The 14,815-nt window shown below is 65.8% G+C and carries 13 protein-coding genes and 1 pseudogene; 6 read left to right on the top strand and 8 right to left on the bottom strand.

The window, feature by feature from the left end:
- Positions 1–77 precede the first annotated feature (77 nt).
- The 3 genes from U5A89_RS15350 (at position 78) to U5A89_RS15340 (ending at position 3,096) form a co-directional block, all read left to right on the top strand.
- Positions 78–1,253, top strand: coding sequence for an RsmB/NOP family class I SAM-dependent RNA methyltransferase (locus tag U5A89_RS15350; RefSeq protein WP_338161934.1), 1,176 nt, complete (start codon positions 78–80; stop codon positions 1,251–1,253).
- A gap of 92 nt (positions 1,254–1,345) precedes the next feature.
- Positions 1,346–1,864 carry a tetratricopeptide repeat protein gene (locus U5A89_RS15345; RefSeq protein WP_338161933.1) on the top strand — a complete coding sequence of 173 codons (519 nt, stop codon included), beginning with the start codon at positions 1,346–1,348 and terminating at the stop codon, positions 1,862–1,864.
- An 80-nt stretch (positions 1,865–1,944) separates the two neighbouring features.
- Positions 1,945–3,096, top strand: a complete 1,152-nt coding sequence (locus tag U5A89_RS15340; protein ID WP_338161932.1) for a ribosomal protein uL16 3-hydroxylase — start codon at positions 1,945–1,947, stop codon at positions 3,094–3,096.
- Between the two features lie 281 nt (positions 3,097–3,377).
- Here the strand turns inward: U5A89_RS15340 and U5A89_RS15335 are convergent, their stop codons facing one another.
- The 5 genes from U5A89_RS15335 to U5A89_RS15315 form a co-directional block, all read right to left on the bottom strand.
- Complete coding sequence (locus U5A89_RS15335) at positions 3,378–3,929, bottom strand: pseudouridine synthase (protein ID WP_338161931.1); 552 nt, start codon at positions 3,927–3,929, stop codon at positions 3,378–3,380.
- Between the two features lie 114 nt (positions 3,930–4,043).
- The gene (gene rsmA, locus U5A89_RS15330; protein WP_338161930.1) at positions 4,044–4,880 is read right to left on the bottom strand and encodes a 16S rRNA (adenine(1518)-N(6)/adenine(1519)-N(6))-dimethyltransferase RsmA; all 837 of its coding nucleotides are present in this window, start codon (positions 4,878–4,880) and stop codon (positions 4,044–4,046) included.
- Complete coding sequence (pdxA, locus tag U5A89_RS15325) at positions 4,873–5,880, bottom strand: 4-hydroxythreonine-4-phosphate dehydrogenase PdxA (protein ID WP_338163073.1); 1,008 nt, start codon at positions 5,878–5,880, stop codon at positions 4,873–4,875. The genes rsmA and pdxA overlap by 8 nt, the downstream gene beginning before the upstream one ends.
- Positions 5,873–7,258 (bottom strand): peptidylprolyl isomerase, encoded by a 1,386-nt coding sequence (locus U5A89_RS15320; protein WP_338161929.1) that lies wholly within the window; start codon positions 7,256–7,258, stop codon positions 5,873–5,875. Before U5A89_RS15320 ends, pdxA begins: the two co-directional genes overlap by 8 nt.
- An 85-nt stretch (positions 7,259–7,343) precedes the next feature.
- Entirely contained in the window at positions 7,344–9,623 is a 2,280-nt protein-coding gene (locus tag U5A89_RS15315) for an LPS-assembly protein LptD (protein WP_445190659.1), read from the bottom strand.
- Positions 9,624–9,799: 176 nt separating this feature from the next.
- On the opposite strand from U5A89_RS15315, the gene U5A89_RS15310 reads away from it, so the two are divergent.
- The 3 genes from U5A89_RS15310 (at position 9,800) to ndk (ending at position 12,292) form a co-directional block, all read left to right on the top strand.
- The gene (locus tag U5A89_RS15310; protein WP_338161928.1) at positions 9,800–11,245 is read left to right on the top strand and encodes a leucyl aminopeptidase; all 1,446 of its coding nucleotides are present in this window, start codon (positions 9,800–9,802) and stop codon (positions 11,243–11,245) included.
- 99 nt (positions 11,246–11,344) lie between these two features.
- Positions 11,345–11,782, top strand: coding sequence for a DNA polymerase III subunit chi (locus tag U5A89_RS15305; protein WP_338161927.1), 438 nt, complete (start codon positions 11,345–11,347; stop codon positions 11,780–11,782).
- An 87-nt stretch (positions 11,783–11,869) separates the two neighbouring features.
- Positions 11,870–12,292 carry a nucleoside-diphosphate kinase gene (gene ndk, locus U5A89_RS15300; protein WP_338161926.1) on the top strand — a complete coding sequence of 141 codons (423 nt, stop codon included), beginning with the start codon at positions 11,870–11,872 and terminating at the stop codon, positions 12,290–12,292.
- Between the two features lie 155 nt (positions 12,293–12,447).
- Here ndk and U5A89_RS15295 read toward each other — a convergent pair whose 3' ends face one another.
- The 3 genes and pseudogenes from U5A89_RS15295 to U5A89_RS15285 form a co-directional block, all read right to left on the bottom strand.
- Positions 12,448–13,296, bottom strand: coding sequence for a sulfite exporter TauE/SafE family protein (locus U5A89_RS15295; protein ID WP_338161925.1), 849 nt, complete (start codon positions 13,294–13,296; stop codon positions 12,448–12,450).
- Positions 13,297–13,399: 103 nt separating this feature from the next.
- Positions 13,400–14,043 (bottom strand): annotated as a pseudogene (locus U5A89_RS15290) (hypothetical protein).
- Positions 14,044–14,045: 2 nt separating this feature from the next.
- Positions 14,046–14,720 (bottom strand): glutathione S-transferase family protein, encoded by a 675-nt coding sequence (locus U5A89_RS15285; protein WP_338161924.1) that lies wholly within the window; start codon positions 14,718–14,720, stop codon positions 14,046–14,048.
- Between the last annotated feature and the right edge of the window lie 95 nt (positions 14,721–14,815).

The following is a 14,815-nucleotide window of genomic DNA, read 5'->3' as shown; positions in this document are numbered from 1 at the left end:
GTAAGACTGCGTTTGCCGCCCGCCCCCTCCACCACGCCGCTTCGCGTCGTGGTCCCCATCCCCGTGCCGGGGAGGATATGACCCCCTCCGCCCGAATCCAGGCCGCGATCGATTTGCTGGACGCCATCATTGCGTCCGCGCGAGATGGCGGGCCAGCGGCCGATACGCTGATCGCGCGCTATTTCAAGGAACGGCGCTATGCCGGGTCGCGGGATCGGCGCGCGGTGCGGGATCATGTTTATGACGCGATCCGGCGCGCGGCGGAGCGGCCCGAGACGGGGCGCGAGGCGATGATCGGGCTGGCGCTGGAGCGGCCGGAGATTGCGGCGCTGTTCGACGGATCGACCCATGCGCCCTTGCCGATCGAGCCAGGTGAGATGGGTGCGCAAGCGGGCGCGGTGCCGGGCTGGCTGCAACCGCTGCTGGCCGCGCCGGTGGAGCAGGACGCTTTGCTGGGGCGAGCGCCGGTGGATTTGCGCGTCAATCGGTTGAAGGCGACGCCGGAAGCGGTCGCGCCTTTGCTGCCCGACGCGACGTCGATCGCGGGGCTGCCCGATGGACTGCGCTTGCCCGAAGGGTTTCCGGTCGAGCAGCAGGCGGCATGGAAAGACGGGCTGGTCGAGGTGCAGGATGCCGGCAGCCAGTGGATCGCGGCGGCGTGCGGCGTGCAGCCGGGGATGACCGTGGTCGACCTGTGCGCAGGGGCTGGCGGCAAGACGCTGGCGCTGGCGGCGGCCATGCGCGGGCAGGGGACGCTGATCGCCGCCGACACGATCCGGTCGCGGCTGGCGCGGCTGGAGCCGCGCGCGGCGCGGGCGGGCGCGACCTTCATCGAGACGCTGCTGCTGGACCAGAGCCATGAGGCGCGGGGGCTGGAGAGCCTGAACGGCACGGTGGACGTGGTGCTGGTCGATGCGCCCTGTTCGGGCACCGGCACCTGGCGGCGTAACCCGGAGGCGCGCTGGCGGCTGACGCAGGCGCGGCTCGACCGGCTGGTCGCGGAACAGGCCCGCATCCTGGATTTCGCCGCGCCGCTGGTGGCGCCGGGCGGGGCGCTGATCTATGCGACCTGCGCCTTGACTGAGCGGGAAGGGCGCGCCCAGGTGGACGCGTTTCTGGCGCGGCATGAGGGCTGGCATGCGGAGCCGGTCGATCTGCCCGTCGGGCGGCCCCATGGTCCCGGCCTGCTGCTGACGCCCGGCCATGATGGCAGCGACGGCTTCTTCTTTGCGCGGTTGCGCCGGGGGGCGTGAAACAGGGCATGGACAAGCGCCCGCAAAATCGCGACACTTGGGCCGTGGGCTATGAGCCGAAATCAACGCCTGAAACATGGCTGGAGACTATCATGCGTTTTACCCCCGCTTCGATCGCGCTTGCGCTCGTGCTGACCACCGTGTCGAGCATGGGGCTGAGCCAGAAGCCCGACAGCCAGATCAATCCGCAGTCGGTGGAATGGCAGAAGGCGGGCGAAGCCGCGCGCAAGGCCGGTAATTTGAACGGCGCGAACGACGCGCTGGAAAGCGCGCTGGCGATCGATCCGCGCAATCGTGCGGCCTTTATCGAGCTGGCCGAAGTCGCGCGGGCGCAGGGGCTGCAGGGCAAGGCGATCCGCCTGTACAAGGAAGCGCTGTTGCTGGACCCGACCGACGTCGCCGCCCTGGCGGGTCAGGGTGAGGCAATGGTCGAAAAGGGCGCGGTCGCCCGGGCGAAAGAGGTGCTGGCGCAGGCGCAGGCGCTGTGCAAGGGCGATTGCGCGCCGGTCGGCAAGCTGGCTGCTGCGATCCAGAAAGGGCCGCCCGCCGTCGCGATGACGAACAAGGACGCGGTGACCGTGCCGAAGGTCGCGCCGACCGAAACGCCTTAACGCGCTTTGACTTCGTCGGCTTGGCCCGGCAAGGCCGTTCGGGCGGGCGCATGAGGCGCGCCGGCTAAATTGGGCCTGCCATGTATTTCGAGACGTTCGACGCCGACCTGTTCCTGCGCGATTATTGGCAGAAGAAACCGCTGCTGATCCGCAATCCATGGGCGCATTGGGTCAATCCGGTGGAGCCGGACGAGCTAGCGGGCCTGGCGTGCGAAGAAGGCGTCGAATCGCGACTGATCCGGCGGCCGGACGCGCAGTGGATGGTGGAGCATGGCCCGCTGCCCGAAGAGCGGTTCGGGCGGATGGACGGCAATCCCTGGACGCTGCTGGTGCAGGCGGTCGATACCCATGTGCCCGATGTCGCGACGCTGATCGCGCCGTTCCGCTTCATCCCCAACTGGCGCATCGACGATGTCATGGTCAGCTACGCCACCGACGGGGGCGGGGTGGGCGCGCATTATGACCAATATGACGTGTTCCTGATCCAGGGGCTGGGGCGGCGGCGCTGGCAGGTCGGGGGGCGCTGCGACGCCGATACCCCGTTGCTGTTGCATGACGATCTGCGCCTGCTGGCCGATTTCCAGCCGGAGGCGGAATGGATATTGGAGCCGGGCGACATCCTCTATGTGCCGCCGGGCGTGGCGCATGATGGCGTGGCGGTGGGCGATGATTGCATGACCTATTCGGTCGGCTTCCGCGCGCCGTCGCGCAGCGAACTGGTCGAGCAATTTTGCGCCCATGTCGTGACCGGCATGGAGGATGACGACCGCTATGCCGATCCGGACCTGACGGCGCAGGCCAATCCGGGGGAGATCGGCACGGCGGCGCTGGCGCGGTTGCAGGCGATGGTCGCCGACGCGCTGAACGACCGGGCGACCTTTGCGCGCTGGTTCGGCGAATATGTCAGCGAACGCAAATATCCCGAGATGGATTTCCGGCCGGACGAACCGATCGCCGCGGATCATGTGCGGGCATTGGTGGAGGAGGGCGTCGCGCTGTGCCGCAATCCGGCGAGCCGCTTTGCCTTCGTTCGGCAAGGCGCGAATGCGCTGACGCTGTTCGTGGACGGGCAGGCTTATGATTGTAGCGGGGATGTGGCGACGCTGGCCGAGCAGCTATGCGCGAGCGATGAGGTGCTGGTCGATCCCGGTCTGGCCGGGTCGGACGCGGCGATGGCGCTGGTGGTGACATTATATGATGAAGGGAGCGTCAGCTTTCTGGCGGAGGATTGAGCGATCCGCACGAGGCTGAGCATTTGCGCGAAGAAGACGCGTTTCAGGTCTGAAGACGCGGCGCTGGCGGTGGCGTTGCGCGCGGATGTGCCGTTGCGGCCCTATCGCTGCGACCGGTGTCGGCAATTTCATCTGACCAGCCGGACCAAGGGGAAGCGGGTGGTGCGGGCGGAATCGGTGCCTTCAAATTAACCCGTTCGGGCTGAGCTTGTCGAAGCCTCTTCTCTCATAAGGAGAAAGACGCCATTCGACAGGCTCCGGGCGAACGGAAGTCAATAGTGTTAGCCCACTTCCACCTCACGCCATTCGCCCGGTTGCAGGCCTTCGAGCGTCCAGTCGCCGATGCGCCAGCGCACGAGGCGCAGCGTGGGGTGGCCGACGGCGGCGGTCATGCGGCGGACCTGGCGGTTGCGGCCTTCGCGGATGGTGAGGCTGATCCAGCTGTCGGGAATCGCCTTGCGCACGCGGATGGGCGGGATGCGGGGCCACAGGCCGGGGTCTTCGATCCGTTCGACATCGGCGGGGCGGGTCAGCCCGTCCTTGAGGTCCACGCCGCGGCGGAGCGTCGCTAGCGCTTCGTCGGTCACGTCGCCTTCCACCTGCGCCAGATAGGTTTTGGCGGTCTTATATTTGGGATCGGCGATGCGCGATTGCAGGCGGCCGTCGTCGGTCAGCAGCAGCAATCCTTCGCTGTCGCGATCGAGCCGACCGGCGGGATAGACGCCGGGGACGGCGATGCAGTCCGACAAGGTCGCGCGCGCCGTGTCGGTGCCGCGATCGGTGAACTGGGACAGCATGTCATAGGGTTTGTTGAACAAGATCAGGTGGGACATGGAGTTTCCAGACGGGAAGGCGCTTGTTGATCAAGGATGGCGTGTTCCCGCGCAGGCGGGAACCCAGTTCTAACGGCTGGACTGGGTTCCCGCCTGCGCGGGAACACGCAGCAACTATCGACTTAAAATCCGGGCGACGGCGACAAATTCCTCGACGCTGACCGTTTCGGCGCGGCGTTGGGGATCGATGCCCAGCGTCTTCAGTGCGTCAAGGGCGCCGGGCAGCCCTTTCAGACTTTGGCGCAGCATCTTGCGGCGCTGGCCGAAGGCGGCGGCGGTGAGGCGTTCGAGAAATTTGAGCTGCACCCCGTCCGGCGCTGGCTTGGGCGTGATGTGGACGACCGCCGACATGACTTTGGGGGGCGGGGTGAAAGCGCTGCGGTGCACCTTCATCGCGATCTTCGCGTCGCTGCGCCATTGGGACAGGATCGCGAGGCGGCCATAATGGTCCGATCCGACCTTGGCGACGATGCGTTCGGCGACCTCCATCTGGAACATCAGCGTCAGGCTGGACCACCAGGGCAACGGTTCCCACGCAGCCGACAGCCAGCCGACCAGCAGCGGGGTGCCGACATTATAGGGGAGGTTGGCGATGATATGCGCGGCTTCACCGGCTTCCGTGCGGGCGTCGACCTCCATCGCGTCGCCGGAGATGACGCGCAACTGGCCGGGGAACGCCTCTTCCAGTTCGGCAAGCGCTGGCAGGCAGCGCCGGTCGCGCTCCACCGCAACGAGCCGTGCGCCGGCCCGCAGGATCGCGCGGGTGAGGCCGCCGGGACCGGGACCGACTTCGAACGCGGGCGCCTCCCGGAGCGGGCCAGGAATGGCGGCGATCCGGTCCAGCAATTGTTCGTCCAGCAGGAAATTCTGGCCCAGCGCCTTGCTGGCGGCCAAGCCGTGGCGTGCGATCACGTCCCGGAGTGGCGGCAATGCCGGATGCGTGTCAGCCATGGGCGAGGCGGGCGCGGGCGGCTTCGGCGGCCATCTTGAGCGCGGCCATCATCGCGCCGGGATTGGCGCTGTCGGTGCCCGCGATGCCGAAAGCGGTGCCATGGTCGGGCGAGGTGCGTACGATCGGCAGGCCGAGCGTGATGTTGACGCCTTCATCGAAGGACAGCGTCTTGATCGGGATCAACGCCTGATCATGATACATGCACAGCGCCACGTCATAGGTTTCGCGCGCGCGGGTATGAAACATGCCGTCGGCGGCAAGCGGGCCGACAATGTCCAGCCCATCCGCGCGCAGCGCTTCGATCGCTGGACGGATCACCTCGATCTCCTCGCGGCCGAGTGCCCCATTTTCCCCGGCATGGGGGTTGAGACCCGCGACCGCCAGGCGCGGTCGGGCGATGCCGAAATTGCGCTGCAATCCCTTGGCCGTGGTCAGGGCGCGGGCGCGGATCAGATCGATCGTCAGCGCCGCAGGCACCTGCGCCAGCGGGATATGGATGGTGATCGGCACGACCTTGAGCGAGGGGCCGGCCAGCATCATCACCGCATTATGCGGCGATACGCCGCAGCGTTCGGCGACGAATTCGGTCTGGCCGGGGTGGGTGAAGCCTACGCCGTAAAGCTGTTCCTTGCCCACCGGCGCTGTCACGATTCCCGCGGCGGACCCCTGCCGCGCGAGGCCGACCGATACTTCGAGTGCTTGGAAGGCGGTGCGCGCGCCGTCGATCGTGGGGCTGCCCGGCACGACCGGTCCGGCTTCGGCGACCTGAAGGCAGGGTAAGGCCGTGCCGAAGGCGGCGGCGGCTTCCTCGGTCGAGCCGATCATGGCGATCGGTCCCAGCCACACCGCACGCAGCGACGCCGCATCGCCGACCGCGAAGAAAGGCGGCAGGCCGCGCGCTTCGCGCATCACCCAGCTTTTGGCGACGATTTCCGGCCCTATACCGGCCGGATCGCCAAGCGACACCGCAAAGGGGGCGAGGGGGGCGGCGTCAATTATATTCGATCACCGCGTCGCGACGAAGGTCACGCAGATAGATGCGCGCGCGCTTGTTGACGCGTTCCTCTTCCAACTGGGCCTGAATCTGTTCGGCATTGGGAGCGTTGGCGGAGACGGGATCGTCGCGGCCGCACACCACCAGGACGCGGACGCCATCGTTGATCGAACCGAAGGGGGGCGTCGCTTGCCCAACCTGCAAATTGATCAGGATGTCCTGCAACTGGGGCGGCAGGTCGCGCACCTTCACATTGTCATTGTCGACCACGTCCGCGCCGATCTTGGAACCGACGTCATTAGCCTGGCCGCAGCCCTTGATCTCCTTGACCGCGGCGGCGAAGGACGCCGCCTTGGCGCTGGCCTGTTCCTTGGTCGTGCCTTGCGGGAAGAGGACCGAAAGCTGTTTCAGGCTGAGCAGCGAATTGCGCGGGTCGGCGGTCAGCACCTTGCGCTTGTCCATCACGTAGATCAGCGACACGCCGCCAGCCGTTTCGATCGGACCGGCGATCTGGCCGACCTGCATTTCGGCCGCCGCCTGCGCCAGTTCGGTCGGCAGCTGGCTGGGGCGGACCCAGCCCAGATCGCCGCCGACCGATTGCGTCGATGCTTCGGAAAATTGCCGGGCATAGGCCGGGAAGCTGCCGCCCTTTTGAATCTGTTGAATGATGTCGCGCGCATTGGCCATCACCTGCTGGCGATTTTCAGGCGTCGCCGACAGATAGATTTCGCCGATGCGATATTCGTCGCTGCCCTTGGCCGCGTTGAGCCGATCGACCACCGACTTCACTTCGTCTTCCGACACGTTGATGAAGGGCTGGATATTGCGGCGTTGCAGGCGGCTCCAGGCGAGTTCCCCCTCGATCTGACGCTTGATGCTGGCGGGCGAGCTGCCCTTTTCGCGCAGATAGGCGTCGAACTGGGTCGGCGACTGGCGGAAATTGGCAGCGACGCGCTCATAGCTTTGCTGGACTTCGGCCGGATCGACCTTGATGTCGTTGGCGGCGGCTTCCTGGATCTGGAGGGTTTCGTCGATCAGGTTGCGCAGCACCTGTACGCGCAGCCGTTCCTTTTCCTCCGCGTCCACCTTGCCGCCATTGGCCGTGATGATGAGCGCAAGGCGCTGGTCGATGTCCGTCCCGGTGATGATCCGGCCGTTGACGATCGCCGTCGCCTTGCGGACATTGGGGTCGCTCTTGCCAAAGACGGTCACGTCCTTGGGCAGGTTGAGTTGCTGGCTGGCGACGTCGCCGCCATCGTCGACCGTCTGGGCGACAAGGGGCTGGACGCCGACGCCGAGCAGCGCCGAGGAAAGAAGCAGGGCGCGAAGGCCCGAACGGACGCCATGAAACATGCGGTTGGGCGAGGAAGCGACAGGCAGCATCGTCGGCAATAATCTCCAATACGAACCCGCGCGTGATGCGCTGGTCCGCCTTAACCAGTCCTGACGGCGGGCGGGAGCATTTCCCTTATATGCCAATATTGCGGAAAGCTAGCCGTAGCTGGAAACCATTGCCCTTTCGCGCGTCGCCATTGGCCTGATAATCGCGCCGCCAGGTAAGGCCCAGGGTCAGGCAGTCGTCTTCATAGGCGACGCCCAGGCGATGGCGGACGGGCTGATAGCCGTCCGAAACGCTGAGCGGATCTTCCTTCGCATCGGTCAGGTCGATGACCGTCGAACCGAAGACCGACCAGAAACGCGCGAACTGAACCCGGCCGCCCAGGCGCAGTTCCTCCCGATCCTGCAGATCCTCCGCACTCGACTGGATATTGCGGTTGAGCCGCAGATAGCCGGCCATCACATAGGTCTTCTTGCTGCCCACAGTCGCGTCGATCTCATTGCGGCGAATGGCCAGATTATCCTTGTCCACGCGGAAACGATGGGTGAAGGCGACGAAATTTTTGTAGCGGATGGTGGTGCGGCCCACGATATCGGACATGCGGTCGGACAGGCCGGTGCCGTCAGGCAGGATGGTTTCGCGGTTGTTGAGACGATAGCTTTGGCCGACATTGCTCTGGAGCGAGAAGTCGGGCAGGTCCAAACTATATTCCACGCCATAGGTGATGCGGGAACTGTCTTCGAACCGGTCATAGCCAGCAAAGCGATTGAGCGCGAAGAGGTTGCTGTCTTCCAGATCGACGGCGCGGGCGTCTTCGTTGGGCAGCGACAGGTTGGCGAGGTGGGGCGCGGCGACGATCTGGATGCGCGGCGCGATCCGCTGCACGCCGCCAAAGGCTTCACCCACGAACGGCCAGCGCATGTCGACCGCCGCAGCGGCGATGCCGCGGGTTTGCCAGCCCGGACTGCCGGCATAGCTGGCGACGCTCGTCAGGTCATTGTCGCTGCTGTGATAGAGGTCGCCGCGCAGATAGCCGGTAAAGGTGACTTCCTGACCCATCCCGGTCAGCGTGCGCAGATTCCATTCGGCCGCCGCGAAAGCGCGCTGCGTGTCCTGTCCGCTGGTGCGGGTGATGGCGAGCGTATTGGCCTGCAACTGGAGCACGCCGCCGAGCAGCGGGTCTTTCATGCGCAGCCGGTAATCGATCAGCGGCAGCGCAATTGGCGTCTGCCCTTGCGAATCGCCCTGGCGCAGGGTCTGGACCGCCCAGCCGCGAATCGAGAAATAGCTGTTGTCGCCGATCCGCTGCGCCCCGATGGTCGATCGCAGCCGGTCGTCGCGGCTGATGTCGTAGCGGCGCAGGAAGGTGCGGTCGCTCGCAACGCGAATGGACCCGTCCAGGCTCCATTCGGGCGAGAACTGCATCTTGCCATTGGCGTCGATATAGCCGCGAATATCCTTTTGCGATTCAGCGGGCGTGGTGCCCGTGACCTCGCCGGTCGCGACGCGGCTGCCATAGGTCAGGAAGCCCAGAACCTGATAGGCGCCGCGATCGTAGAGGTGGCGATAATTCGCCTCCAGCATCGGCAGCGTTTCGGTATAGACGTGCGGCGTGATGGTCAGGTCGCGATTGGGCGCCAGCTTGAAATAATAGGGCAGCGCGACTTCGAAGCCGTTATTGCGATCATAGCGCAGGTTGGGCACCAGCAGGCCGCTGCTGCCGCCATCGCCGACCGGATGCGACAGGCCGGGCAGGGGAATGAGCGGCAGACCGAACAGTTCGACATTGGCGTTCTTATACGTCACGCGCTGCCGCACGGGATCGTAGATCACGCGGACGGCATTGATCTGCCAGGTGGGTTCCTTGGGGCAGCCCTTGCTATCCTCTACCGCGCAGCCGGTATAAGTGGCGCGATTGAGCGTATAGACGCCGTTGGCGCGTGTCCCCTCGACCGCCGCCAGCCGACCGCCCGACTGCAGCACCAGCAGCATATTGTCGACCGCGCCGTCCTTCAACGTGTCGGTCACATTGATGCGATCGCCATAGGCGACATTGCCTTCGGGATCGACGATCGAGACGTTGCCGAACGCCTCCACCTTCCCGCTGGTGCGATCCCATACGACCTTGTCGGCGCGCAGCCGGTTGCCGTCGCGCAGCAACTGGACATTGCCGTTGGCGGTCACGGTTTCGCTGTTGCTGTCATATTGTAGCGCGTCGGCGGCAAAGCCGATCTGGTCGTCGCTGGCCGGGACCGGCGCGTCGGGCGCGCTGATCGGGGCGACGGGTTCGTTCAACTGCTGCGCCAGCGCGGACGGCGCAAGCATCAGGGCGGGCAACGTCGCACCGGCCAGCAGGGCGGCGCGGATGGAGAAAGGGGAAAACAGGGTTTGCAAGCGGTGGAGCCTCATCGACGGGGCGCGTCTTGCCGTCCCGCCTATCGCACTGATTGCCCCTTCGCAATCGCCCGTCGCGCATCTTTGGCGCGAAATCGGTCGAACGGCTTTGCCAGCGGAGGAAAGCCGCACTATCTGGCAGACAAGCGCGCGGTTTTTCCGCCCCCAGACACAAGAGGACAACAGCCCCCATGGATATCCAGTTCAGCCCGACCCGCCCCGATGCCGATACGTTGGTCTTCGTCGTTCCCAAGGGCGGTTTCGACACGCTGCCGCTGAGCGCAGCGCCGACCCTGGCGGCGGGCGCGGCCGCGTCGCGCTTCACCGGGGAGACGGGCGCAAGCTTCGAAAGTTTCGTGGACGAAGGCGGCAAGGCGGTACGCGTGTTGTTGCTTGGCGTGGGCGCTGGGGCCGAGCTGGACTATGAGAAGGCGGGTGCGGCGCTGACCGCCAAGCTGTCGACCAGCGGCGCGACCCATGCGGCGGTCGAATTTTTCGGCGGTGCGACCGGCGAGCAGGCGGCGCAGCTGGCCTTCGGCGCGCGGCTGCGCGGCTGGCGGATCGACACCTATCGCACGCGTCAGCCGGAAAAGGCCAAGCCGACGTTGAAGACGATCACGCTGGTCGCCACCGGTGCCGACGCCGCCTGGGCCAAACTGGCCGCGGTGGCCGAAGGCGTCGCCTTCACTCGCGAGCTGGTGTCGGAACCGGCTAACATCCTCTACCCCGAAAGCTTCGTGGAGCGCTGCCAGCATTTGAGCGAGCTGGGCGTCAAGATCACCGTGCTGGACAAGGCGGCGATGGAAGCGCTGGGCATGGGATCGCTGCTGGGCGTGGCGCAGGGTTCCGTGCGAGAAGCGCGGCTGCTGGCGATGGAATGGGACGGCACCGATGGCGCTGTGGAAAAACCGGTCGTCTTCATTGGCAAGGGCGTGACGTTCGACACCGGCGGCATTTCGATCAAGCCGGCGGCCGGCATGGAAGACATGAAATGGGACATGGGCGGCGCGGGCGCGGTCGCGGGTGCGATGAAGGCGCTGGCCGGGCGGAAAGCCAAGGCGCGGGTCGTCGGCATTTGCGGTCTGGTTGAAAATATGCCCGACGCCAATGCGCAGCGTCCGGGTGACATCGTGACGTCGATGTCGGGCCAGACGATCGAGGTGCTGAACACTGACGCCGAAGGGCGGCTGGTGCTGTGCGACGCGCTGACCTGGGCGCAGCGCACCTACAAGCCCGAGGTGGTGATCGACCTGGCGACGCTGACCGGCGCGATGATCGTGGCGCTGGGCGACCAATATGGCGGGCTGTTCGCCAATGACGATGCCCTGGCGGACGATCTGACGGCGGCGGGCAAGGCGAGCGGCGACCAGCTGTGGCGCTTTCCAATGTCGGCCGCCTATGACAAGCTGATCGACAGCCCGATCGCCGACATGAAGAATATCGGTGGTCGCTATGCCGGGTCAATTACCGCTGCGCAGTTCATCAAGCGCTTTGTCGAGGATGGCGTGAAATGGGCGCATCTGGATATTGCGGGCATGGTGTGGTCCGACAAGCCGGGCGGCACATGGGACAAGGGCGCGACCGGCTATGGCGTGCGGTTGATCGACCGGCTGGTCGCGGACAAGTTCGAGGTGTAACGATAAGGTGTTCCCGCGTAGGCGGGAACCCAGTTCCGGCCTTTGGACTGGGTTCCCGCCTGCGCGGGAACATGGCTCCCCTCAACCAAGGCTCCACCCATGCAGGTCGATTTCTACCAGCTCAGCCGCGATCCCGTGGACCAGGTGCTGCCCGCGATCGCGGCGCGCATCCTGGCGATGGGTGCGCGGTTGCTGGTGGTGGCGCAGGAACCTGACCGGCTGGAGCGGATTTCGGCAGGGCTATGGGCCGGGCCGCCCGACAGTTTCCTGGCGCACGGGTCGGCGGGCGCGGGGGCGGAGGCGCAGCAGCCGATCCTGCTGAGTGGCACCTGCGACGCCGCCAATGGCGCGCGCCACATCGCGCTGGCCGATGGCGTCTGGCGCGACGAGGCGCTGGATTTCGAGCGCGTCTTCCACTTTTTCGACGATGATACGATCGAAGCGGCGCGGGCCAGCTGGCGCGCCTTGGCCAAGCGGGAGGGGATAGCGGCGCGCTATTTCCGGCAGGATGGCCGCAAATGGGTGCAGATGGCCTGACCCCGTCCGCTCAACCCCCTTGCGACTTGCCCGGCCCGCGTCTAAAGGCGCGCCCAGCATTTCCAACCATTCGGAGTATTGAGGGCCATGGCCGTAACGCGCACTTTTTCGATCATCAAGCCCGACGCTACCCGTCGCAACCTGACCGGTGCGGTCACCAAGCTGCTGGAAGAAGCAGGCCTGCGCGTCGTCGCGTCCAAGCGCATCCGCATGAGCCGCGAACAGGCCGAAGGCTTTTATGGCGTACACAAGGAACGCCCCTTCTTCGCCGATCTGGTCGCCTTCATGATCTCCGGCCCGGTCGTCGTCCAAGTTCTGGAAGGCGAAAACGCCGTGCAGCGTAACCGCGACATCATGGGCGCCACCAACCCGGCCAATGCCGACGCGGGCACGATCCGCAAGGAACTGGCCGAATTGATCGAAGCCAATTCGGTCCATGGGTCGGACAGCGAAGAAAATGCCGCGATCGAAATCGCCTATTTCTTCAAGCCGGAAGAAATCGTCGGCTAAAGCCTGCGATCCTTTTGGATGCAAAAAGCCCGGCGTTCCTGATGGAGCGCCGGGCTTTTTTGTGAGTGTCAGGCCGTGTTCCCGCGCAGGCGGGAACCCAGTTCCACGCTATCGACTAGGCTCCCGCCTTCGCGGGAGCACATGGCGTTATGGCGTCAATGCTGTGCGTGCGTCTGCGTGGATGCCGCCACATGCACCGTATCGGCGGCCCGCGCCTTCACGAACAACTGCCAGGACGACAGCGCCAGTACGGCGGCGAGCAGGGGTTGCAGCACGCGGTCGGGCGCGTGGGATGACAGGTAGCTGCCGGCGATGACGCCGGGGATCGATCCGATCAGCAAATTGCCGAGCAGCACGCCGTTGACGTCGCCCATCAGCCAATGGCCCATCCCGGCGATCAGCGCCAGCGGCACGGCATGGGCGATGTCGGACCCGACGATGCGGGCCACTTGCAAGCGTGGGTAAAGGAACAGCAGCACCGTAACGCCGATCGCGCCTGCGCCCACCGAAGAGAGCGACACAGCGCCCCCGATCAGCGCGCCCAATATCACCGTGGCGGCGGTGGTGGTGCCCGGCGGGCGGATGGCGTCGAGATCGCCGCGATGACGGAACAGCCATTTGCGACCCAATATCGCGACGGCCGTCAGCGCCAGCAAGCTGGCGAGCGCGGTGAGGATGATATTTTCGGCGGACTGGCCGATCTCGCCGATCCAGCCCAGCAGCATCAGCGTCGCGATGGCGGCGGGCACGCTGCCCATCGCCATGCGGCGGACGATCGGCCATTCGATCGTCTCGCGCTGACCATGGACCACTGACCCTGCGATCTTGGTGATGGCCGCGAAAAGCAGGTCGGTGCCGACCGCCGTCTTGGCGCTGACGCCGAAGAACAGCACCAGCAATGGCGTCATCAGCGATCCGCCGCCGACGCCGGTCAGGCCGACAAGCGCGCCCACCAGCAGGCCCGCGGTCGCATGCGCCAGGTCTATCGATCCCATCACGCTCATGGCGCTCTTCTTATCCTTTTATGCGACGATCCCGCATTGCCCCTTCCACCCGGTCGCGGCGGCCAAGGCAAGGGGCTTTGAGGTTTGCGGAGGCGAAGCAGGGCTATGGCTTACTCAACTGCGCCCAGCGGGCGTCGATCCGTGCCTGGGCGCTGTCGCCCTTGAGCGTGGCGACCCGCGACAGGCCGCGCAGCGCGACGCTGTGGCCCGCGATCCAGCCGCCCTTCACGCCATAGCCGATGTCGTACAGCGCGACATTTTCATGCGCGTCGCCGCCGACAACGAAGCGGGTGGTGATGGCGACCGGCAGCCGTTCGTCGCCGACGCTGTCGTCGGGCAGCTTCGCCTTGGCCCGCGCCTTCTTCAGCGCGCCGTCGAACCAGCCCGCCTCGATCCGGGGATCGCCCGTCGTTTCGACCGGCGCGATGCCCAGCGCGCGGGGAAGAGGATGGTCTGGCTCTGGATGACCTGATCGGGATCGGTCGTCTTGATGACGATCCGGTCGTCCTTCACCCCGTCGGCGTTCAGCACCAGCACGGCAGCGCGGCTGGACGCTTTGCGACTTTCCGCTGCCTTTTCTGCGCGCTCGTCCTGCTTGTCGGCCCAATTGAGATAGAGGGTGAGGGCGGAGATGCCGACCGCCAGCACGGCCAACACTTCGCCCAGCGTGATCCAGCGGCGACGAATCGCGGCGGCTTCGGCCGCGCGCGCTTCCTTGGGAGTATCCGGTTCGGGCGCGTCGCTCATCGTCAGGCGGTTTGCGCCGGAATTTCGAACCGGTCGATCACCCAATCTTCGGCCTGTGCGCCGCCGATCCATTCCTGCATCCAGGGATGCGAGATGATCGCGTGCATATAGGCCTCCGCAAAGCGGGCGACGGGCAGTTGATAGGTGATGAGGCGCGTGACGACGGGCGCGAACATTACGTCCGCCGCGCCGAATGCCCCGAACAGAAACTCGCCGTCGCCGCCATGACGGGCGCGGGCCTGCGCCCATAGCTGCATGAGGCGGGCTATGTCCTGCGCCACCGCGTCCGAAGGCGGCACGGCGGGATAGATTTGCCGGATGTTCATGCTGTGCTCGCGGCGCAACGCGGCGAAGCTGGAATGCATTTCCGCCGCCATCGACCGGGCCATGGCGCGGGCGGCGGGATCGGCGGGCCAGAACAGGGTGCCGCCGCTTTTCTCGTTGAGATATTCGACGATGGCCAGGCTGTCCCACACGACGATGTCGTCGCCGTCCCACAGGATCGGCACCTTGCCGGAAGAAGGCGCAAATTCGTCGCCCTCGCGCCGCTTTTCCCAGGCTTCGTCATAAAGGGGGACGACCACCTCCTCGAACGGGAGAGCGGATAATTTGCACGCCAGCCAGCCGCGCAGGGACCAGCTCGAATAGGCTTTGTTGCCAATGAACAGCTTCATCATCCCGCCTTCTTAGACGGGAGCGGCGGGACAAGTCGAGCAGGAAGAAATGTCGGAATGTCGTTTAGAGTGGCTCAGCTATTGGAATTGAAAACACA

Source organism: Sphingobium sp. HWE2-09 (genome assembly GCF_035989265.1).
Classification (GTDB): Bacteria; Pseudomonadota; Alphaproteobacteria; order Sphingomonadales; family Sphingomonadaceae; genus Sphingobium.
The sequence above is the reverse complement of the archived record's forward strand: the minus strand, read 5'-3'. Positions and strand labels throughout refer to the sequence as shown.

Bases quoted from the DNA above. Each gene is read 5' to 3' on its own strand.
- U5A89_RS15350 (WP_338161934.1), top strand. From the start codon at position 78: ATGACCCCCTCCGCCCGAATCCAGGCCGCGATCGATTTGCTGGACGCC.
- U5A89_RS15335 (WP_338161931.1), bottom strand. From the start codon at position 3,929: ATGTCCCACCTGATCTTGTTCAACAAACCCTATGACATGCTGTCCCAG.
- U5A89_RS15320 (WP_338161929.1), bottom strand. From the start codon at position 7,258: ATGCTGCCTGTCGCTTCCTCGCCCAACCGCATGTTTCATGGCGTCCGT.
- U5A89_RS15305 (WP_338161927.1), top strand. From the start codon at position 11,345: ATGCAGGTCGATTTCTACCAGCTCAGCCGCGATCCCGTGGACCAGGTG.
- U5A89_RS15310 (WP_338161928.1), top strand. From the start codon at position 9,800: ATGGATATCCAGTTCAGCCCGACCCGCCCCGATGCCGATACGTTGGTC.
- U5A89_RS15340 (WP_338161932.1), top strand. From the start codon at position 1,945: ATGTATTTCGAGACGTTCGACGCCGACCTGTTCCTGCGCGATTATTGG.
- U5A89_RS15285 (WP_338161924.1), bottom strand. From the start codon at position 14,720: ATGATGAAGCTGTTCATTGGCAACAAAGCCTATTCGAGCTGGTCCCTG.
- ndk (WP_338161926.1), top strand. From the start codon at position 11,870: ATGGCCGTAACGCGCACTTTTTCGATCATCAAGCCCGACGCTACCCGT.
- rsmA (WP_338161930.1), bottom strand. From the start codon at position 4,880: ATGGCTGACACGCATCCGGCATTGCCGCCACTCCGGGACGTGATCGCA.
- U5A89_RS15315 (WP_445190659.1), bottom strand. From the start codon at position 9,623: ATGAGGCTCCACCGCTTGCAAACCCTGTTTTCCCCTTTCTCCATCCGC.
- U5A89_RS15345 (WP_338161933.1), top strand. From the start codon at position 1,346: ATGCGTTTTACCCCCGCTTCGATCGCGCTTGCGCTCGTGCTGACCACC.
- U5A89_RS15295 (WP_338161925.1), bottom strand. From the start codon at position 13,296: ATGAGCGTGATGGGATCGATAGACCTGGCGCATGCGACCGCGGGCCTG.